We start from the raw sequence: 19,646 nt of genomic DNA, 5'->3' as shown, positions 1-19,646 counted from the left end.
CGATAGTTGACCGACACTTCCCTACGCTCTTCCGTGCTTGCCACTGTGGACCGGTTCTGCCGCGACGATGTCCAGGCGGCCGTCGCCGGCATGGAGCGGACGGCGGAGTTCCCGCATGAGCTCTACCGCAAGGCCGGCGAATTCGGCCTGTTTCGCATCGACGTGCCGGAAGAGTTCGGCGGCATCGGCCGCGACCACGTGCTGCCGCTTCTTGCCGCCGAACGGATCGCCCGCACCAGTCCTGCTTTCGCGGTAACGTTCGCCAATTGCGCCGACGTCCTGACGCCCATCATCGCCAAAGCCTCGCCTGCGCTAGCGGCAGCAATCGTTCCGGCGGTGGCTGAAGGTCGCCGCATACCCTGCATTTCCATGTCGGAACCGCTGGCCGGATCGGACGTGTCGGCCATGCGCACCCGCGCCACGCGGGTCGAGGGCGGCTATCGCCTCAACGGCCGCAAGATGTGGTGCACGAACGGATCGGTTGGCGACGTGTTCGTGGTCTTCGCCAAGACCGATCCCGACGCCGGTTCACGCGGCATTTCCGCGTTCCTCATCGAAAACGGAACCCCAGGCTTCGAACGCGGACGCGACGAGCCGCTGACCGGGCTGCGCGGCAACCCAACCAGCGAACTGTTGCTGGAAGATGTCTTCGTGCCGGAAAGCAATCGTCTGGGTGAAGAGAACGAAGGCTTCAAGATCGCCATGCTGACGCTCGACTCGGCACGACTGAACGCTGCCGGCATGGCGCTCGGCACTGCGACCGCAGCCCTTGGGATCGCGCGCGAATACGCACTGCAACGCCAGCAGTTCGGCAAGCCGATCTTTCAGCATCAGGGGCTTCAGTTCCTGATCGCCGAACTCGCGTCGGAGATCGAGATGAGCAAGGCCATATGGCTGAGAGGCCTCGACGCGCTCGGCCGCGGCGACGCAAGAGAGACGACGGCTCTCGCTTCGGTCGCCAAGCTGATCTGCACCGAGATGGCGGTGCGCGTCACGACGGAATGCGTACAGGTGATGGGCGCCAACGGCCTTTCCAAGGAGAATTCGGCCGAGCGGCTTATGCGCGACTCTCGCGCCTTCCAGATTTTCGACGGTACGCCGCAGATCCAGCGTCTGCTGGTGGCGCGCCATATCGTGCGCGACGGCCTGATGAACTTCTGAACGTGCCGGTCGCGGCGGTCAAATCGTGTCGGATCAATGCCTGACGACCATCATCGATGCCGATCGAGGTCTTGAAGAACGGGGACCAAGGATGCTGCAGAATTTTACGCCGCCCCAACGCGATTCCTGGGAGCGGCTGGAGCACAGCCAGATCCGCGCACTTCAGTTCTCGCAACTGAAGGCATTGCTCGACTATGTGTCGACGACCAACGCCTTCTATTCGCGTATCTGGAGCGAGCAGGGCGTCGACGTAACCGCGATCGAATCGCTGGAAGATTTCACCGATCGCGTGCCGACCGTCGAGAAAGGCGACTTCATCGCCGACCAATTGGCCGAGCCGCCCTATGGAAACCGGCTCAGGCATCTGATCGAGCGGCGCGATCCCATGATGCTGTTCTCGACGAGCGGCACTTCCGGACAAGGCCAGGAATTGCATGCACAGACCCTGCGCGAGTTGCAGCGCAGTTCGGCCGTCTACGCCTATATGTATCGCTGGGCCGGCCTGAAAGCCGGCGATACGGCGATGCTCACGCTGCCGCTGACCATGCTCGGAGGCGGGCGGCTGGAATATCACGGCGCCCTCGACTACGGCCTCAATGTCCTGCCGGCCGGCAACTACGATGCCCAGCGCAAGCTCGAACTCATCCAGCGCTTCAAGCCGAAGGGCCTGATCGGCACCACCTCCTATTTCTGGCACCTGTCGGCGGTCCGAGGCGAAAGCGCCGACATCTCCAGCGTCGATGCCCTGTTCTGCGGCGGCGAAGGGGCCTCGTTGCGGTGGTACGACCGGCTGGAGCGCGACTGGGACGCCCGCGTCTTCGACCGCTACGGATCGACGCAGTCGCGCAACGACCACATGTTCACCTGCGAGGAAGGCGTGGGCGACGAGCGCCGGCCGGGTCTTCTTCATAATATCGACCCGCACGTATTGCTGGAGGTGATCGATCCGGCGACAGGCAGGCATGTGCGCGACGGCGAGAAGGGCGAGGTCGTGATCACCAGCCTTTATCATCTCGATACTCCCGTCATCCGCTGCCGGATGAAGGATCTCGCCGTATACCACACCGGTTCCTATTGCCGTTGCGGCCGTCCCTTCTGTGGCATCGAGATCGGTTCCATCAGCCGGCTGGACGAAATGTACCGGATCAAGGGCATCAATGTCTGGCCGCAGGCGATCGAGCAGGTTGTGCTCGGATATCAGGAAATCGACGAATATGAGATCATCCTGACCACCAAGCCGGACGGCTCCGACAATGCGGAACTGAGGTTCATGCCGAAGGGCGAACTGGCGCCAGGCCAAGATGCGGAACTGTGCGAGCGGATCGCCAGCGAGATACGCCGGAAGATAGCGCTACGCTTCCAGGTCACCGCCCTCGCGACCGAGAGCCTTGCGCGCAGCCAGTACAAGGCGAAGCGCTGGAAGGACGAACGCGTTTATATTTCGGACGCGGCGCGCGAGGCGCGAGCACTCTGAACTTCTAACAGGAACGTCGGCCCTTCAAAAAGCTCGGGGTGCTGTGCCGGGGCATCCCGGTCCGCTTTGCCGGCCCGACAAAGACGCCCATTCCGGTAACGATGCGGAACGAGCGTGTTGAAGACGACGACGCGGTCAGCTCTGCCGGCCGCCTGTCGTCCTCCGTCAAAAGGACTCAGCGCTTCAGGGTTACCAGAACGTCGAGCGGGATGCAGCCATTCGGCGTGGCCAGCAAAGGATTGATCTCGATACCGGTGACGCTGTCGGCGAGATCGGCGACAAGATGCGAGAAGGAAAATACCGTTTCCACAAGCGCATCCATGTCCGCTGCTGCCGCACCGCGCAACCCGGCCAGGATCGCCGAGGCCTTGAGCTTGCCGATGGCGAGGCGGATTTCCTCGCGCGAAGCAGGCGCGAGCACAAAGGTAACATCCTTGAAGAGTTCGACGAGGATACCGCCCGCGCCGATCATGACGATCGGTCCGAATTGCGGATCGACGAGACCGCCGACGATCAGTTCGACGCCCTTCGGCGCCATCTCGACCAGCACAGCTTCCTTGCCGAGCCGCGCCGCCATGTCGTCATAGGCAGACAGAAGCGCGGCCTGGTCCCTGAGGCCGACGAAGACCCCGCCGACATCGGATTTGTGCAGGATGCCCGGCACAGCCGTCTTGAGGACGGCAGGAAGCGGAAAATCGGTCAATGCCTCCTCCAGTTCCTGCCGGCTTGCAACGCTGCGGTGGCGCAGCGTCGCCATGCCCCAGTCCGACAGCAGGCGATATCCGGTGGCCTCGTCGACCGAATCCACCGGCGTCTGCGCAAACCTTCGCTTCCAATCGGCAAGAAGAGCCGGCGCTTTCGGCTCTCGGCCGGTCGCTGCCTTGCCTGCGACATGCCGTTGGCGCGACGTCAGATGCCTGACCGCCCTCAGCGCCGGACCGACGCCGTCAATGAGCGGGATTCCTGCCGCCTGCAACCGGTTCGCCAGTTCGGTACGCGGAAGCTTGCCGAAATTGGTGGCCACGAAGACCGGCTTCTCGTTTGCCTGCGCGACATCGAGGCAGGCATCGACGAAGCCTCGTGACAGATGATCCTCGAGCGCGATGTCGAACAGGAACATGCCGATGCCGGTTGCCGGGTCGGCCATCAGGGCGTTCAGGCAATCGCGATAGACCCCGATATAGTCGTGGCCCGATCCCCATGCATCCAGCGGATTGACCGGCTCCAGCCCGTAGTCCAGTCGTTCGCTCAGGATTTCTTTCGTTGCCTTGCCGATTTCGGCGAACGCGACCTTCTCATCCTCGGCAAGATCGATCAGCAGCCCCCGCGCGCCGCCGGAATCCGTGATCGCCGCCAAGCCTCCGGATACATATTTTTTCGGCGCCGAAAGCAACGTCGCTGTGGACGCCAGTTCATCCACGTCACGGACCCGGATGACGCCGTAGCGGTCGAATAGCGCCTGATAGGCCGCGTCATTTCCGGCTATGGCGCCTGAATGGCTTTCGGCGAGGCGGGCGCTGCTGCTGGTGCGACCCACCTTGATGGCGACCACGGGCACATCACGTTCCCGCGCCTTTTCCAGCGCTGCGGCAAAGCCTTGAGGGTCGCGGACCGTCTCCAGAAAAAGAGCCGCGACGCGCGTCTCCTCCAGTTCGAGCGCATAATCGAGATAGTCGGCAACCGTCGTGGTAAGCTCCTGTCCGGCCGAGACGGCGAGACTGTAGCCAAGACGACGGTCGAGTCCGAGAAATGCAGCGAAAACGGCGCCGGAATGGCTGATAAAGGCGATGGGGCCTGTCGGCAGTTCCTCGATCGGAAACCAGCTCGCCGATACCCGATGGGCCATGTTGTAAAAGCCCATGCAATTGGCGCCGACGATGGACATGCCGTACCGGCTCGCATGCATTCTCAGCCGATCGACCAGCCTGGGAGACGTGTCGTTCTCAAGGTAGCATGACGCGAATATGGTCGCGGCCCCGATGCCAAGGGAACCCGCCTCGACGATCGACGCCTCGACGAGGTCGTTGTTGACCGCAATGATCGCGTGGTCCGGTCTTTCCTCGATTGCCGCAAGACTGGAGACACAAGGCAGGCCGGCAATCTCGTCGTATTTCGGATTTACCGGGATGATCCGGCCGGTGTAGCCGATGCGGCGCAACTGGACCAGCGTATCGTGACCCGGTGTATCGGGCCGCAGCGACGCTCCCACGACCGCGATTGATCGCGGCGACAGCAGCTTTCCCAGATTCCGTCCGGTCCCCATTCCGCCGGCCACTTGTCCACCCAATCTGTTCTCCTGTCTCTTCGCGCGTGCCGGGTCAGCTCTTGTATTTGGCGACGCCCTGCTCGACGGCCTCGCTGCCGAGCTGATTCATGTCGGCAAGATATTCCAGATGGCGACCGCTGCGTGCCGGAATGCCGTAGCCGAAGCTCAGCAAATGTTTTGCGACGGCCACCGTCTTGCGATCGTGCTCCGCAGCCATCTTCCGCGCCAGATCCATGGCGGCCGCGACCGCCGTGCCATCTTCCACCGCGCGCGCGACAAGACCCCACTGCTCGGCCTCTGCGCCGCTCAGCATGCGCCCGAAGATCACCAGTTCCCGAGCGCGGCCCACGCCGACGATACGCGGTATGCGCACTGTCCCGCCCCATGATGGCAATGCGTTGATCGCCACCTCCGGCAGGCCAAGCACCGCGCCGCGACCGGCGATGCGGTAGTCGCAGGCCGATGCGATCTCGAGCCCGCCGCCGAGGCAGTAGCCCTCTATGGCGGCGATCACAACCGCCGGATGCGCCTCGATGAGATCGCCGATTTCCTGGCCAAGCTCCGTATGGGCTAGACGCTCGTCATAGTTCTGCTCGGCCATCTCCTTCAGATCGGAGCCCGCGCAGAAAGCCTTGGTGCCCTCTCCGCAAAGCACGATGGCGCCAATGCGCTCGCGCTTGGCCCTGATCAGTGCGTCGCGCAAGGCCTCCATCGTCGCATCGTCCAGCGCGTTGCGACGCCGCTCGCGACAAATCATCAGCCTGGCGACGCCGTTTTCGAATGTGGCCTCAAGGCCTGAGCCTGCGATCATGATGAAACTCCCTGCATTGCCGGTTCAGAGGCCGAAGACGCGTTGTGCCGCGCCATGCAGAAGAGAAGCCTCCGCATCCGGCTTGAGACCAAGCGCCTTGACCTGCTCGATGGATTCCTTCTGCATGATCAGGGGGAAGTCGGTCCCCCACATGACCTTGCCCTTGCCCCAGCTGTTGATGAACTTGACCAGCTGCGGCGACCAGTTTTTGGGCTTGTAGGCGGAGGTGCCGATATAGACGTTGGGATGCTTCCACGCCAACGCGATGGCTTCCTCCACCCAGGGCCAGCCCGTATGGGCGCAGACGATCTTCAGGTTTGGGAAATAAAGCGCGATCTTGTCGAGATGGATCGGCTTGCCGTTCTCGATCGGCATCAGATCGACGGTGTGGCCCATCGAGATGACGACCGGCACGCCAAGCTCCTCGCATTTGGAGTAGAAGGGAAAATAATAGGCGTGATCCGGCGCGAGGCCGAAGCCGTGCGGGTGGATGTGGATTCCGCGGAAGTCATGCTCACGCACGAGCCTTTCCAGTTCGCGCACGCCGTCCATGCGCTTGCGGACATCGACACCATAGAGACCGAAGATGCGATCCGGTGCGGCCTTGCGGATTTCGATCACTTCCTCGGGCGTCGTATGCTCGACGGGTTCCGAGCGCCAGTAGGACCAGGTGACGATCGACGGGACGAGAAGCTTTTCGACACCGATCTTCGACATTTCGGCAAGGAAGATCTCGGGGTCGTTACCCACCAGATTGTCGGTCAGGCCAATCTGCGCAAAGCGCGCGGCTTCCTCCTCATTGTGAAGATAGTTCTTGGCGATGCTGTCCGCCGTAAAGTGATTGCATAAGAAATCTATGGCCGTGACCATGGCTACGCTCCCTTGCTCCCGATCCAACTGGATGCCGGCTGTCGTCAGATCATCGTCAGTCCGCCGCTGACGCTGTAGACCTGCCCCGTGATGAAATCGGAATCGGGTCCGCACAGGAACGAGATCATGCCAGCCTGCTCGGAAGGCCTGGCAAAGCGCCGGAACGGGATCGCCCTGACGACACGGCCGATGACATCCGGGTCCTGCGCCAGTTCGAGCTCCGTTTCTGTCGGACCGGGCGCGGTGCAGTTGATGTTGAGTCCGTAGCGGGCATTCTCGCGCGCCAGACTCTTCGTCCAGGCGATGACGGCGCCCTTCATGCCCGAGTAGACGGCCTCGCCGCTCTGTCCGACCTTGCCCGCATCCGACGTGACGTTGACGATCTTGCCTTTCTTGCGTGCGATCATCTCAGGCAGAATCTCGTGCGTGACGTAGAGCAGCGCCTCGAAATTTATGGCGATGGTTTTGCGCCAGTATGCCGAGTCCTCCTGGACGAAAGGCTGCGTGCCGAACCAGCCGATCAGGTTGACCAGATAGTCGACCTGGCCGGCAAGCTCGCGTGTCTTGCGGACCGCACCGCGTGCCGCGGCCTCATCGGTCAGATCAGCCTGTACGATGTGCAGCTTCTGGCCCGCATGCCGCCGGGCGAGCGTCTTCAACCCCTCCTCGCTGAGGTCGACCGCGACGACCGTGTAGCCGTCATCCAGCAGACGCGCGACCGTAGCTTCCCCGATGCCTCCGGCGGCGCCGGTGGCGAAAACAACACCTCTGCTCATGTCAGTCTCCAGATTGTCCGGCGGCTACTCGGCCGCAATTCCAAGGGCGGCGATCTCCTCGTGCGAGATCTCCGGCAAGCCGTATTTCTCGAGGTGTCGGCCGATCAGCAGCTTCTGTATCTGGCTCGTGCCGTCGAATACTTCGAACGGCTTGCAGTCCCGCATGAAACGCTCGACCGGATAGGCCCTGGACAAACCGTTGGCGCCCATCGCCTGTACGCATTCGGTCGTCACGCGCATCGCGGTTTCGGTGCTGAGCAGCTTCGCCATGGCGGCGATCGTGCTTGCCTCGCGGCTGCGCGACTGTTCGAGCATGGACATCGCCCGCCGCCAGATAGCGCGCGCACCGGTCAGACGGGCGGCACAATCGGCCAGCAGGAACGCCAGACCCTGGTGCTCTATGATCGGCTTGCCGAACTGCACGCGCTCCCTGGCGTAGTCGATGGCGCATTGCAGCGCGCCGGTCGCCGAACCCAATGCCATGGCCGAGCAATTGAGGCGGGCCTCGTCGAGCGTCGACATCGCGATCTTGAAGCCGCGATTCTTCTCGCCGAGCATCTGCGCATCCGTGACGAAGACATCCTCGAAAACCAGTTCCGTCGTCGGACAACCGCGCAGGCCAATCAGATCCTCGTTGCGGCCGATCGTGAGACCAGGCGCCCCGCGCTCGACGATGAAGGCGGAGATGCCTTTGTTGCCGGCCTCCAGGTCCGTCTTGGCAAAGACCGTAAAGACATCGCCAACGCCGCCATTGGTGATCCACATCTTGCGGCCGCTGATGCGATAGCCGCCATCGACCTGTCTGGCATGGGTGGAGATCGATGCCGCATCGGAACCGGAGCCCGGCTCAGTCAACGCGAAACAGGGAATAGTGGTCCCGGCTGCGATGCCCGGCAAGAACTTTCGCTTCTGTTCGGTATTGGCGAAATTCACAATGGGCGTGACGGCGTCGCCACAGTTGGAGAAGATCAACGCGAAGGACGGACTGACGCGGGCGATGAGGTCGGAGATCAGCAGCGGCGTGATCATATCCGGCCCGATGCCGCCGTATTCTTCGGGAACCCAGAGGCCGAAGACGCCGAGACCGGCCGCCTCGCGATAAAGGTCGGCGGGAAAGCTGTTCGTCGCATCGATCTCGGTGGCACGCGGCGCGACGCGATCGGCCACGAAGCGTTCGACGCTTGCAAGGATCTGTTTGCGGAACTCGTTGTCGATCGGCATCGAAGGCACCTGTTTCTCGGCTGCAGGCACCATAGGATAGTTTGATTTTTTAAACAACCCCCTTTATCAAAGCACCATTATCCGATATTTTCATGTGATAAGTCGATTATTTTTTACAGGCGGTTGCCAAGGGCTGTTTAATGAAGGTCCTGTCGCGGCTTCTCGACCATCCTTCCGGAACTCGAAAAAGGCCTGCGAAACAGGCCGGCACGCAGCGCATCAAAGGACTTCGACATGACTGGAATCAAGACGATCGCCGTTATCGGCACCGGTACAATCGGCGCCGGCTGGGTGGCCTACTTCCTGTCGCGCGGTCTCGCAGTTCGCGCCTTCGACCCACAGCCGGCAAGTCTCGCGCAATTGCCCGAGCGGATCGCACAGGCATGGCCAGCCTTGCGACAGGTCGAGCCTTCCGTATCCGAAACGATTCCGGATGTCGTCATGGCTTCCAGTCTGCAGGAGGCCCTTGCCGACGTCGACTTCGTGCAGGAAAGCGGACCTGAGAGCGAGGAGTTGAAGAAAAGGCTTTTCACCGAGATGGATGCCGCCGCGGCGCCGTCCGCGATCATTGCCTCCAGTTCGTCCAGCCTTCTGGTTTCGCGCCTCCAGTCGGTCTGCGTTCGTCCTGAGCGATGCCTCGTCGGACACCCGTTCAACCCACCCTATCTGATCCCACTGGTCGAGATCGTGGCCGGACCGAAGACCGCTCCATGGGCTGTGGAAAAAGCCGAAGCGTTCTATCGCGAAATCGGCAAGCAGCCCCTGGTGCTGGCCAAGGAGATCTCGGGCTACATCGCGAACCGCTTGCAGAACGCCATCTTCAAGGAGGCGATGCACCTGATCCAGACGGGCGCGGCGACGGTCGAGGACGTGGACGATGCAGTGCGTTATGGTCCCGGCTTGCGCTGGGCCTTCATGGGACCCTTCCTGACCTATGCCCTCGGCGGCGGCACCGGCATGCGGCGCTATTTCGAGATTTTTGCGGAAGAGATCGCGACAAGCTGGAACGAGCTCGGCCAGCCGGAAATGACCGACGAACTGCGCGAAACGGTGATCGCGCAAGCCGAAGCCTTCTTCGCGAAACGGTCGCCAAGCGAAGTCGCATCCCGACGCGATACGGCGCTGGTCAATGTGCTGAAAGCCGCTTCCGCGATCGATCTGACGGACTGAAGGCCGATGCCTGCTCAGCCGTCGCCTCGCGGCGAGGAACTCTGGGATTCAGGAATAGATTTCGAACGAGGAAAACGACGCGCAAGCGTCACTGTGTCATCGAAGATGTCGGGCGGAGGCAACTGATCGTGCCCTGCCTTGATCGCAGCGAAGCGTTCCAGCGCAAAACTCTCGAACTCGGCGCTCCTGGCAAGCGCCGTATCGACATGCAGCGAGACGATATGCGCCACGGCCGAGAGCCAGTTCTTTCCCGGGTCGCGTATTTCACAATAGATATGCGTGCGCTTGCGGTCAAAACCGACAAGGCGCGCACGTACTTCAATGCTGCCGTCGGAGCGGATTTCCTTGAGATAGATGAACCTGCTTTCAACGACATAGTCGGAACGGTCGAACCGCTTGCGATATGTCACATCCAGGCCCGCGGCGGCATAGATGGCATCGACCGCCGGATCGGCGGCCATGGCATAGGCAGCGTAGTTCAGGTGACCATTATAGTCCCGCCAAGCGGGGTCGATTTTCGAAACGATGATGATCGGTTGCGCCGGTCGACTCATGGGTGTTTATATAATTAAACACTCTTGCCAAAACAAGCCCTCTTGGCGATTCGCCTGAACAACGGTTACGCCCAACAACATCGGAAGGATTCCGACTGGCCGAGGAAGACCCCAAATCACTCCCACTCGATCGTGCCGGGCGGCTTGGACGTCACGTCGTACACCACGCGGTTGATGCCGCGTACTTCGTTGATGATACGGGTCGCGGCGGCGCCGAGGAACGCCATGTCGTAGTGGTAGAAATCAGCCGTCATGCCGTCGACCGAGGTGACGGCACGGAGCGCGCAGACGAACTCGTAGGTACGGCCGTCGCCCATGACCCCGACGGTCTGCACCGGCAGGAGCACCGCGAACGCCTGCCAGATCGCGTCGTAGAGACCAGCCTTGCGAATCTCGTCCAGATAGATTGCGTCGGCTTCGCGCAGGATTTCCAGCTTCGCGCGCGTCACGCCGCCGGGGCAGCGTATGGCAAGGCCCGGTCCCGGGAAAGGGTGGCGGCCGATGAAGCTTTCCGGCAGGCCGAGTTCCTTGCCGAGAGCGCGCACCTCATCCTTGAACAGTTCCCGCAGCGGCTCCACCAGCTTCATGTTCATGCGCTCGGGCAGGCCGCCGACATTGTGGTGCGACTTGATCGTCACCGACGGCCCGCCGGTGAAGGAGACGCTCTCGATCACGTCGGGATAGAGCGTTCCCTGAGCGAGGAAGTCCGCGCCGCCGAGTTTCTTCGCCTCCTCCTCGAACACCTCGATGAAGAGGCGGCCGATGGTCTTGCGCTTCTTCTCCGGGTCGGCTTCGCCTTCAAGCGCGGAGATAAAACGGTCGGAAGCGTCGACGAGGATCAGCGGCAGATTGTAGTGCTCGCGAAACATGGCGACGACGTCCGCCGCCTCGTTCTTCCGCATCAGCCCGTGATCGACCAGAATGCAGGTCAGCTGGTCGCCAACCGCCTCGTGGATCAACAGTGCGGCGACGGAGGAATCGACGCCCCCGGACAGGGCGCAGATGACCTTGCCCTTGCCGACCTGCCTGCGGATCTGCTCGACCGCATTGGCGCGGTAGGCGGACATGGTCCAGTCGCTCTCGATGCCCGCGATCTTCTGCACGAAGTTGCGGAGCAGCTTGGCGCCGTCCGGGGTGTGGACGACTTCGGGGTGGAACTGCACGGCATAGAATTTCCGCCCCTCGTCGGCGATTGCCGCGAAGGGCGCGCCGGTCGAGGTGCCGATGACCTTGAAGCCGGGCGGGATCGCGGTCACGCGGTCGCCATGGCTCATCCACACCTGATGGCGGGTGCCCCTGGCCCAGACGCCATCGAACAGAGCGCTGTCCTCGGCCACTTCCAGAAAGGCGCGGCCGAATTCGCGATGATGGCCTGCCTCGACCTTGCCGCCCAGTTGCGCGCACATGGTCTGTTCGCCGTAGCAGATGCCGAGAACCGGCACGCCTGCGTCGAAAATCGCCTGCGGGGCGCGCGGACTGCCGATGTCGATGGTCGAGGCCGGGCTGCCGGAAAGGATGATCGCTTTTGGCGACAGTCGCTGGAAGGCTTCGTCAGCAGACTGGAACGGCACGATCTCGGAGTAGATGCCGGCCTCGCGCACGCGGCGCGCGATGAGCTGCGTGACCTGGCTGCCAAAATCGATGATGAGGACGGTGTCGGGATGGACTGTGTTCGTCATGGCGGGCCTTTAAAGAAAGAAGCGATTCCGCGCAATGGCCCGCCGCGCATGTTTCCTATGCGTTTTCCTTCACATCCAGCAGCCCGTCGGCGATCGCCTCTTCCAGGAGCCCGATCGCGGCGGCGAGCCTTTCGTCGATGACATGGAGGTACTCCTCCCAGTCATGCACGCCGGAAACATCTGTGTCGCCGTCCGATATGCCGCGCAGGCCGATCAGCGGCACATCGAAAATCTGGCAGGCTCTCAGGCAGGCGAAGGTCTCCATCTCCACCATGTCCTCGGCTATGGCGTCGAAAACCGAACCGGCAATGATGGTGCCGCCGGTCGAGGTGGTAGCCTCGGCGATGCCGGGGATGCGCAACGGCAGCGGCACAGTCGCAGGTAAATCGAGATAGGGCGTGGTGTGCCTGTCGAAACCGAACGCGGAGGCATCCATGTCGCGGTAGAGCACGGATGAGACCTGAAAGACCTCCGTGCGCGGCAGCCGACGGCTGCCGGCCGATCCGAGCGACACGACGAGGTCGGGCAACTGCCCCGCCAGCTTCAGCTCGGTGAGCGCGATGCCCAGCCGGATGCCGGCTTCTACCGGGCCGACGCCGGTCATCAGCGGTTTGAAGATACGCCTGAGATGCGGCCCGTATTCCGCCTCGGTGGCCATGACGAACAGCACCTTGCGCCCGGCAAGCATAGTCAGCAGCGGCACGATCTTACCAAATCCCCAGAGTCGGACGTTTCCTATCCTTGCCGGCATGTCCAGCGAAGGCCTGGCCGCCATGTATGTCGTGAAGCGCCCGGCGGCAACTGCACAAAATATGTGCGTGGAGCGGCATCAAGCCGCGCTGTCCGGCAAGGCTGCGCTATCCGGCGATATCCTCGCGGCCCCGCACCGTCATCATCGTGCCCGTCATGGTGGCGATGAGCTTCGCCTCGCCATCGGAACCGAAAGCATAGGCCTGTCCGTCGGCCACCACGATGGTGCGTCCCGGCTTCGTCACCGATCCGCGAAACAGGAAGCGTTCGCCTTTCCCCGGCGCGAGCAGATTGACCTTGAACTCGATGGTGAGCACGGCCGCGTCGGCCGGCATGAGCGAGAAGGCGGCATAGCCGCAGGCGGAATCCAGCGCGGCCGAAATCACGCCTGCATGGAGAAAGCCGTGCTGCTGCGTCAGCGCGGGAGAAAACGGCATCTCGATCTCGACGATGCCGGGCGTGACCAGCGTCAGTTCCGCGCCGATCGTGCCCATTGCCGCCTGCCGCGCGAAGGAGGCGCGCACGCGCTCCTCATAGTTGGCGGCGACGTCGTTCTCTGCGGCCATCTGCATCGTCCCGTTTCGCCGCTTATGACAAAGCCGGCGAAGCGACGCAACGATTGATGTTGCAATGCAACATCAATCAGTTCAGCCACCAGATAGACAGGTTGAGCACGGAGGCGAACCCGACCCAAAGCGCATAGGGGACGAAAAGCCATGCCGAGACCCGGTCGACGCGGCGCGTGGTCACGATGAAAGCGACGATCGTCGCTAGCAGGGGCAGAATTATCACCAGCGCGCCGCCCACCGACTGCAGGCCGAAAAAGACCGGCGACCAGAGAAAATTGAGCACGAGCTGCGCGATCCAGAGCCGGCGAGCGGTCCCTGCGCCTTCCAGAGGCCAGATGCGCCAGCCGGCTACCGAGATCAGGATGTAGAGGATCGACCAGACGGGGCCAAATATCCAGTTCGGCGGGTTGAAAGGCGGCTTGGTCAGGGCCGCATACCACTCGCCGGGTTGCGTCACGAATCCGATGAGCAATCCGCCGCCGAAGACGACGGCGACGAAGATCACAAGCGACATGTAGCGGTTCATCAGCCCCGTCCGCTGTTGGCTATGACGCGCTTAACTGGCGCGCCGCACCAGCGCGTCAAGCTCCGGCGCCGGCCCTGCGCAATGCGGCGAAGTAGAAGCCGTCCGTCGCGGTGAGGCCCGGTGAAAGGCGGATGCCTTCCGTCTGGCTCACGTAAGCCTTGTCGCGCGCCTCCGGAAAGCGGCTCGACCAGAGCGCCTCGTGATCCTCGGCCACCCAGCCCGGCGTGCGTGCGAGGAATTCAGAGATCTGGTCGGCGTTTTCCTCGTCAAACACAGAGCAGGTGATGTAGGCCAGCCTGCCGCCGGGCTTCACGAAGCCGGCGGCGCGGTCCAGTATTGCCGACTGTTCGCCCCGGCGGACGTCAAGTTGCCTGTCAGACAGCCGCCATTTGGCATCCGGGCGTCGGCGCCACGTACCGCTGCCGGTGCAGGGCGCGTCGACCAGCACCAGATCGAAACTCTCCGCGCGCCCCTCCAGCGCCGCGAGGCGGCTGACCACCTCGACATTGGTGACGCCCGCACGTGTCAACCGTTCGAAGATCGGCGCCAGCCGCTGCTTTTCGGCATCATAGGCAAAGATCGAGCCCTTGTTCTCCATTTCCGCCGCCATGGCGAGCGTCTTGCCGCCTGCGCCGGCGCAGAAGTCCAGCACCTCCATGCCGGGCACAACGCCGGCGAGATGGGCGACGATCTGCGACCCTTCGTCCTGCACTTCGAACCAGCCCTGCCGGAAGGCGGGTTCGGCCTGCACGTTCGGATGCCTGCCATAACCCTCGATCGGTGGAATTCGCAGGCCATTCGGCGCAATCGCCGCCGGAGCGACGCCTGTTTCCTCCAGTTCCGCCAGAACCCTGGAACGGTTCGCCTTCAGCGTGTTGATGCGCAGGTCGAGAGGTGGGCGCGCGGCAAGAGCCTTCGCCTCAGCCACCCAGCCCTCGCCATAGGCGCCGCGCAGCAAGGGCACGCACCAGTCCGGACAGTCAGCCGCCACCGCTTCGGGCATGGGCGCTTTCCGCTGTTTGCCGATCGTCGCACGTTCGGCATCATCGAGCGGCGGAGGCGCGAAACGGTCGCCATCGAGTTCGGTATTGAGCCGCTCCGGCGTCAGGCCATCCAGCAAGAGAGCGCCAAAGCCCAGCGCACGCGGCGTTTCGGCACCGAGGAGCCAGCCCGCCGAGCGCTTCCGACGCAGCGCATCGTACACAATGTTGCCGATCGCTGCCCGGTCCCCTGCCCCGGCAAAACGGTGCGACAGTCCCCAGTCCTTCAACGCATCCGCGACGGGCCGATGCCGCCGCTCGATATCTTCCAGCACTTCGATGGCCGCAGCCAACCGTCCGCCAAGTCGCATTCCGGTACCCCGTATCGGCCAACCCGTTCGGGCGTCTTGCTATAGCTGCTGTGCCATCAATACAAGCCGACGCGCCAGCAGGCTAATGCACTCCATCGCCTGCTTCGCGGAACATGCCGCCCCTGATTTGTGCAGTGCACGTTGCGACTCAGACGAAAGTCGTAGAAGTCTTGCGGTGTGATTGTTCTTGAGGGGTCATCTCCATGAAAACCTATCTCGCAGAAGTTCTCGGGACATTTCTGCTCGTGTTCCTCGGCACGGCCTCGGTTGTCACCGGCGGTTTCGGCGCCGCGCTGCCGCTCGGCCAGGAGGCGATAGGGCTGGCCTTCGGCATCGGTGTCATCTGCGCCGCCTATGCCATCGGCCCTATTTCCGGCGCGCATCTCAATCCGGCCGTCACCATCGGCGTCTGGCTGGCCGGCCGCATGCCAACCGGGCAGGTCGTCGGCTACATCATCGCGCAGGTCATCGGAGGCATCCTTGCCTCGCTTGCGCTTTTGATCATCGTGTCCGGCAAGACCGGTGGACATACGGGCGGCTTCGGCGCCAATGGCTGGGACCCGGCAGTATGGGGCGCCAGTTCGGCTTTCCTCATCGAGTTGATCGCCACCTTCGTCTTCGTGACCGTGATCCTCGGCGTGACGGCGACCAAGCACTCGACCGCATTTGCGGGCCTCGTCATCGGCCTCACGCTTGCGGCGATCCATTTCGCGGTCATCCCGGTAACGGGAACATCCGTCAATCCAGCCCGCTCCATCGGACCGGCGCTGTTTTCGGGCAGCGCGGCGCTCGGCCAGCTCTGGCTCTTCATCGTGGCGCCGCTGATCGGCGGCGCGATCGCCGGCATCGTCGCCAAGACCGGCGTCTTCGAGAAAGACTGATACAAAAAGGGCGCGGCCATCGCCGCGCCCTTTTTTTTCATCGTTGCGCTTGTGTTCACGCGATATCGAAGCGGTCGGCGTTCATGATCTTGTTCCATGCCGCCACGAAGTCGCGCACGAACTTCTCCTGAGAGTCGTTCTCGCCATAGACTTCGGCAAGGGCCCGCAACTGGGAGTTCGAGCCGAAAACGAGATCGACGCGCGTGCCCGTCCATTTCAGCTCGCCGGTCTTGCGATCCCGTCCTTCGAAAACGTCCTCCGCCGCTGAAACCGGCTTCCAGGCCGTGCCCATGTCGAGCAGGCTGACGAAGAAGTCGTTGGTCAGTGTTCCAGGCCGGGTCGTGAAAACGCCATGCGCGGAATCACCGACATTGGCGCCCAGAACGCGCAGGCCGCCGATCAGCACGGCCATCTCGGGCGCCGTCAGGGTCAAGAGCTGCGCCCTGTCGACCAGCAACGCCTCGGCCGGAATGCTGTAGTCGGCCTTGAGGTAGTTGCGGAATCCGTCAGCGACGGGCTCCAGCACAGCGAAGGACTCGACATCGGTCTGTTCCTGCGACGCATCCGTGCGGCCCGGCGTGAACGGAATCTCGACGTCGTGACCGGCAGCCTTGGCCGCTGCTTCCACTGCCGCGGCGCCGCCCAGTACGATGAGATCGGCAAGCGATACCTTCTTTCCGGACGGTTGCGCGTCGTTGAACGACTTGCGGATGCCTTCCAGCGTGTCCAGCACCTTTGCGAGACGCTCGGGCTGGTTCACCGCCCAGTCTTTCTGCGGAGCCAGACGGATGCGTGCGCCGTTTGCGCCGCCACGCTTGTCCGAACCGCGGAAGGTCGAGGCGGACGCCCAGGCCGTCGAAACGAGTTCCGAAATAGAAAGGCCAGAGGCAAGAAGCTTCGCCTTGAGCGCCGCAATGTCGGCATCGTCGACCAGCGGATGATCGACTGCCGGCACAGGGTCCTGCCAGATCAGATCCTCGGCCGGCACCTCGGGTCCGAGGTAGCGGGACTTCGGCCCCATGTCGCGGTGCGTCAGCTTGAACCATGCGCGGGCGAAAGCGTCCGCGAACTCATCCGGATTCTCCAGGAAGCGGCGCGAGATCTTCTCATATTCGGGGTCGAAACGCAGGGCGAGGTCGGTCGTGAGCATCGCCGGAGTATGACGCTTCGCCGGGTTATGCGCGTCCGGCACCGTGTTGGCGCCCATGCCATGCTTGGGAATCCACTGGTGCGCGCCGGCCGGACTCCTGGTCAGCTCCCATTCGTAACCGAACAGGTTCCAGAAGAAGTTGTTCGTCCACTTGGTCGGCGTCGTCGTCCAGGTGACCTCGAGGCCGCTGCCGATCGTGTCGCCGCCGCGGCCGGTACCGAAAGTGCTCGTCCAGCCGAGCCCCTGCTCGGCAAGGCTGGCTCCTTCCGGCTCGCGGCCGACATGCTTGGCGTCACCTGCGCCGTGGGTCTTGCCGAACGTATGGCCGCCGGCGATCAGCGCCACGGTTTCCTCGTCGTTCATCGCCATGCGGGCAAAAGTCTCGCGGATGTCGCGCGCCGCCGCCAACGGGTCCGGGTTGCCGTTGGGACCTTCCGGATTGACATAGATGAGGCCCATCTGGACCGCGGCAAGAGGATTCTCCAGCTGCCGGTCGCCGCTATAGCGCTTGTCGCCCAGCCAGGTGTCTTCCGCGCCCCAGTAGACGCTCTCTTCAGGCTCCCAGACGTCGGCACGGCCGCCGGCGAAGCCGAAAGTCTTGAAACCCATGGATTCCAGCGCGACGTTGCCCGTCAGGATCATCAGGTCTGCCCAGGAGATGCTCTTGCCGTACTTTTGCTTGATCGGCCACAGCAGGCGGCGGGCCTTGTCGAGGTTCACGTTGTCCGGCCAGCTGTTCAGCGGCGCGAAACGCTGCTGGCCCGCGCCGGCGCCGCCACGACCGTCGGCCGTACGATAGGTGCCGGCGCTGTGCCACGCCATGCGGATGAACAGCGGGCCGTAGTGACCGAAATCCGCCGGCCACCACTCCTGCGAGTCCGTCATCAGCGCGGTCAGATCCTTCTTGATCGCGTCAAGATCGAGCTTCTTGAACTCCTCGGCGTAGTCGAAGGCTTCGCCCATCGGGTCCGACAGGGCGGAGTTCTGGTGAAGAAGCTTCAGGTTGAGCTGGTTCGGCCACCAGTCGCGGTTGGAGCGCAGGCCGGCAGCCGTGTGCACGACCGGGCACTTGCCCATGCTCTTGTCAGTCATTCCGTCCATATCTGTCTCCGATCAGGTCGCGCAAATGCCCTAAAACATGTTCGCCAGGAAACTGACCAACCTCGACGCAGCGTGCAGATAGCGCTGGAGCGTCAATGATCCGCGCCATCAGGCGGCGGCGGTCGATCACGTGATCGCGGGAGAGGGTCCGACCATGGCTCGCCTCCCTCACCGGTGGGTCACGCCGAATTCAAAGCGGATTCCAAAAAGGCGATGCTTCAGTTTGGAACTCTTCCAAACTAGGGGGATATTATGATAAACACAAATTACCTTTCTTTGTCACATCGATAAGTTTTTCCTATGATCCGGCTCACGCTCAGGCAAATGCAATATTTCGAGGCTCTCGCCGAAACGCTGCATTTCGGCCGTGCCGCCGAACTGGTCGGAGTGACCCAGCCGGCGCTGTCGGCGCAGATCGCGGAGATGGAGCAGCAACTGGGCTTTCGCCTCTTCGAGCGCGGCCGCGGCGTCGTCCATCTGACGGAAGAGGCAGTCGCGTACCGGCAGCGGATCGAGCGCATCCTCGACGACGTGCGCGAACTGGAGACGGCGGCGCTGCGCGAGCGCAAAGCGCTCGACGGACGATTCCGCCTCGGCATCATCCCGACGATCGCGCCTTACCTCCTTCCCTATCTGCTGCCTCAGCTCAAGCGCGAGTTCCCCGATCTGCGCATCGAGATCCGCGAGGCGGTGACGGGGGCAATCGTGGAAGACACTTTGAGCGGCCGCCTCGACGGCATGATCGCCGCCGGCCCCTTCGACGAATCCACGCTGGCTTTCGAACCGCTTTTCGAGGATCGCTTCCTTCTCGCGATCCCGGCGGACGAGGTCGGCCGGGTTCCCGTGCCGGTCGCACCGGAAAGCGTGGTTTTCGAGCGCCTGATGCTCCTGGAGGAAGGCCATTGCATGCGCGAGGACGCGCTGGCGATCTGCGGACGGGTTAAGCCGGTCGCCATGGCGAGCTTCGGCGCCACGAGCCTGACGACGCTTCTGCATATGGTGGGACACGGTCTCGGCGTAACGCTCCTGCCGGAGATCGCGGCAGGCGTCACCTATGGACGGCCAGACGTCGCGCTGGTTCCGTTCGGCGATCCGGTCCCCTCGCGCACGATCTGCCTCGCCTGGCGCAAGACCAGCCACCGCCGGCGCGACCATCTGCTGCTGGCCGGGGCGATCCGCGCCGCGCATGGCGCCGTGGTGTCCGACACGCAGCGGCCGAAGCGGAGCCGGACGCGCGTGCCGGCATGATCTCGCCGATGGAGCCGTCTTGGCAGTCACCTCGGCCTGAAGTAATCCGGCCGCGGGTTTGCGTGAAGGCAAATCGCCGAACCAGAAG

17 protein-coding genes are annotated in these 19,646 nt (G+C 63.1%); 5 read left to right on the top strand and 12 right to left on the bottom strand.

The window, feature by feature from the left end; all coding sequences use genetic code 11:
* Positions 1 to 6: 6 nt before the first annotated feature.
* Positions 7 to 1,161: an acyl-CoA dehydrogenase family protein gene (locus tag M9955_15870; protein ID MCO5083119.1), complete on the top strand. Its 1,155-nt coding sequence runs from the start codon at positions 7 to 9 to the stop codon at positions 1,159 to 1,161.
* A 91-nt stretch (positions 1,162 to 1,252) separates the two neighbouring features.
* Complete coding sequence (locus tag M9955_15865; protein ID MCO5083118.1) at positions 1,253 to 2,635, top strand: AMP-binding protein; 1,383 nt, start codon at positions 1,253 to 1,255, stop codon at positions 2,633 to 2,635.
* A gap of 175 nt (positions 2,636 to 2,810) precedes the next feature.
* Here the strand turns inward: M9955_15865 and M9955_15860 are convergent, their stop codons facing one another.
* Genes M9955_15860 through M9955_15840 form a run of 5 tightly spaced genes read right to left on the bottom strand, consistent with a single transcriptional unit; the run spans position 2,811 to position 8,579 of the window.
* Entirely contained in the window at positions 2,811 to 4,922 is a 2,112-nt protein-coding gene (locus tag M9955_15860; protein MCO5083117.1) for an acetate--CoA ligase family protein, read from the bottom strand.
* Between the two features lie 31 nt (positions 4,923 to 4,953).
* Positions 4,954 to 5,712 (bottom strand): enoyl-CoA hydratase/isomerase family protein, encoded by a 759-nt coding sequence (locus tag M9955_15855; protein ID MCO5083116.1) that lies wholly within the window; start codon positions 5,710 to 5,712, stop codon positions 4,954 to 4,956.
* 24 nt (positions 5,713 to 5,736) lie between these two features.
* Complete coding sequence (locus M9955_15850) at positions 5,737 to 6,582, bottom strand: amidohydrolase family protein (protein MCO5083115.1); 846 nt, start codon at positions 6,580 to 6,582, stop codon at positions 5,737 to 5,739.
* A 44-nt stretch (positions 6,583 to 6,626) separates the two neighbouring features.
* On the bottom strand, positions 6,627 to 7,358 hold the full coding sequence (locus M9955_15845; protein ID MCO5083114.1) for an SDR family oxidoreductase: 732 nt from the start codon (positions 7,356 to 7,358) through the stop codon (positions 6,627 to 6,629).
* Positions 7,359 to 7,382: 24 nt separating this feature from the next.
* The gene (locus M9955_15840; GenBank protein ID MCO5083113.1) at positions 7,383 to 8,579 is read right to left on the bottom strand and encodes an acyl-CoA dehydrogenase family protein; all 1,197 of its coding nucleotides are present in this window, start codon (positions 8,577 to 8,579) and stop codon (positions 7,383 to 7,385) included.
* Between the two features lie 234 nt (positions 8,580 to 8,813).
* Between M9955_15840 and M9955_15835 the strand changes: the two genes are divergently transcribed.
* Entirely contained in the window at positions 8,814 to 9,749 is a 936-nt protein-coding gene (locus M9955_15835) for a 3-hydroxyacyl-CoA dehydrogenase NAD-binding domain-containing protein (GenBank protein ID MCO5083112.1), read from the top strand.
* Between the two features lie 14 nt (positions 9,750 to 9,763).
* On the opposite strand, the gene M9955_15830 is transcribed toward M9955_15835, so the two are convergent.
* The 6 genes from M9955_15830 to M9955_15805 form a co-directional block, all read right to left on the bottom strand.
* Positions 9,764 to 10,303, bottom strand: a complete 540-nt coding sequence (locus M9955_15830) for a thioesterase family protein (GenBank protein ID MCO5083111.1) — start codon at positions 10,301 to 10,303, stop codon at positions 9,764 to 9,766.
* A gap of 116 nt (positions 10,304 to 10,419) precedes the next feature.
* Entirely contained in the window at positions 10,420 to 11,982 is a 1,563-nt protein-coding gene (gene guaA, locus M9955_15825; protein MCO5083110.1) for a glutamine-hydrolyzing GMP synthase, read from the bottom strand.
* A 55-nt stretch (positions 11,983 to 12,037) separates the two neighbouring features.
* On the bottom strand, positions 12,038 to 12,670 hold the full coding sequence (locus tag M9955_15820; GenBank protein MCO5083109.1) for a 5'-methylthioadenosine/S-adenosylhomocysteine nucleosidase: 633 nt from the start codon (positions 12,668 to 12,670) through the stop codon (positions 12,038 to 12,040).
* A 169-nt stretch (positions 12,671 to 12,839) separates the two neighbouring features.
* A complete protein-coding gene (locus tag M9955_15815; GenBank protein ID MCO5083108.1) occupies positions 12,840 to 13,298 on the bottom strand; it encodes a PaaI family thioesterase in 459 nt (152 codons plus the stop codon).
* Positions 13,299 to 13,374: 76 nt separating this feature from the next.
* On the bottom strand, positions 13,375 to 13,827 hold the full coding sequence (locus M9955_15810; protein MCO5083107.1) for a tryptophan-rich sensory protein: 453 nt from the start codon (positions 13,825 to 13,827) through the stop codon (positions 13,375 to 13,377).
* Positions 13,828 to 13,882: 55 nt separating this feature from the next.
* Entirely contained in the window at positions 13,883 to 15,178 is a 1,296-nt protein-coding gene (locus M9955_15805; protein MCO5083106.1) for an RsmB/NOP family class I SAM-dependent RNA methyltransferase, read from the bottom strand.
* Positions 15,179 to 15,381: 203 nt separating this feature from the next.
* On the opposite strand from M9955_15805, the gene M9955_15800 reads away from it, so the two are divergent.
* Positions 15,382 to 16,059 (top strand): MIP family channel protein, encoded by a 678-nt coding sequence (locus M9955_15800; protein ID MCO5083105.1) that lies wholly within the window; start codon positions 15,382 to 15,384, stop codon positions 16,057 to 16,059.
* A gap of 55 nt (positions 16,060 to 16,114) precedes the next feature.
* Here the strand turns inward: M9955_15800 and katG are convergent, their stop codons facing one another.
* Entirely contained in the window at positions 16,115 to 18,286 is a 2,172-nt protein-coding gene (gene katG, locus M9955_15795) for a catalase/peroxidase HPI (GenBank protein ID MCO5083104.1), read from the bottom strand.
* 324 nt (positions 18,287 to 18,610) lie between these two features.
* Between katG and M9955_15790 the strand changes: the two genes are divergently transcribed.
* The gene (locus M9955_15790; protein ID MCO5083103.1) at positions 18,611 to 19,558 is read left to right on the top strand and encodes a hydrogen peroxide-inducible genes activator; all 948 of its coding nucleotides are present in this window, start codon (positions 18,611 to 18,613) and stop codon (positions 19,556 to 19,558) included.
* The last annotated feature ends 88 nt before the right edge of the window (positions 19,559 to 19,646 follow it).

It is taken from the genome of Rhizobiaceae bacterium (assembly GCA_023953845.1).
GTDB lineage: Bacteria > Pseudomonadota > Alphaproteobacteria > Rhizobiales > Rhizobiaceae > Arvimicrobium.
The sequence above is the reverse complement of the archived record's forward strand: the minus strand, read 5'-3'. Positions and strand labels throughout refer to the sequence as shown.

Excerpts from the sequence above, each read along its gene's own strand:
- M9955_15865 (MCO5083118.1), top strand. The coding sequence starts at position 1,253 with ATGCTGCAGAATTTTACGCCGCCCCAACGCGATTCCTGGGAGCGGCTG.
- M9955_15855 (MCO5083116.1), bottom strand. The coding sequence starts at position 5,712 with ATGATCGCAGGCTCAGGCCTTGAGGCCACATTCGAAAACGGCGTCGCC.
- M9955_15850 (MCO5083115.1), bottom strand. The coding sequence starts at position 6,582 with ATGGTCACGGCCATAGATTTCTTATGCAATCACTTTACGGCGGACAGC.
- M9955_15845 (MCO5083114.1), bottom strand. The coding sequence starts at position 7,358 with ATGAGCAGAGGTGTTGTTTTCGCCACCGGCGCCGCCGGAGGCATCGGG.
- M9955_15840 (MCO5083113.1), bottom strand. The coding sequence starts at position 8,579 with ATGCCGATCGACAACGAGTTCCGCAAACAGATCCTTGCAAGCGTCGAA.
- M9955_15835 (MCO5083112.1), top strand. The coding sequence starts at position 8,814 with ATGACTGGAATCAAGACGATCGCCGTTATCGGCACCGGTACAATCGGC.
- M9955_15830 (MCO5083111.1), bottom strand. The coding sequence starts at position 10,303 with ATGAGTCGACCGGCGCAACCGATCATCATCGTTTCGAAAATCGACCCC.
- guaA (MCO5083110.1), bottom strand. The coding sequence starts at position 11,982 with ATGACGAACACAGTCCATCCCGACACCGTCCTCATCATCGATTTTGGC.
- M9955_15820 (MCO5083109.1), bottom strand. The coding sequence starts at position 12,670 with ATGCTTGCCGGGCGCAAGGTGCTGTTCGTCATGGCCACCGAGGCGGAA.
- M9955_15815 (MCO5083108.1), bottom strand. The coding sequence starts at position 13,298 with ATGGCCGCAGAGAACGACGTCGCCGCCAACTATGAGGAGCGCGTGCGC.
- M9955_15810 (MCO5083107.1), bottom strand. The coding sequence starts at position 13,827 with ATGAACCGCTACATGTCGCTTGTGATCTTCGTCGCCGTCGTCTTCGGC.
- M9955_15805 (MCO5083106.1), bottom strand. The coding sequence starts at position 15,178 with ATGCGACTTGGCGGACGGTTGGCTGCGGCCATCGAAGTGCTGGAAGAT.
- M9955_15800 (MCO5083105.1), top strand. The coding sequence starts at position 15,382 with ATGAAAACCTATCTCGCAGAAGTTCTCGGGACATTTCTGCTCGTGTTC.
- katG (MCO5083104.1), bottom strand. The coding sequence starts at position 18,286 with ATGGGCAAGTGCCCGGTCGTGCACACGGCTGCCGGCCTGCGCTCCAAC.
- M9955_15790 (MCO5083103.1), top strand. The coding sequence starts at position 18,611 with ATGATCCGGCTCACGCTCAGGCAAATGCAATATTTCGAGGCTCTCGCC.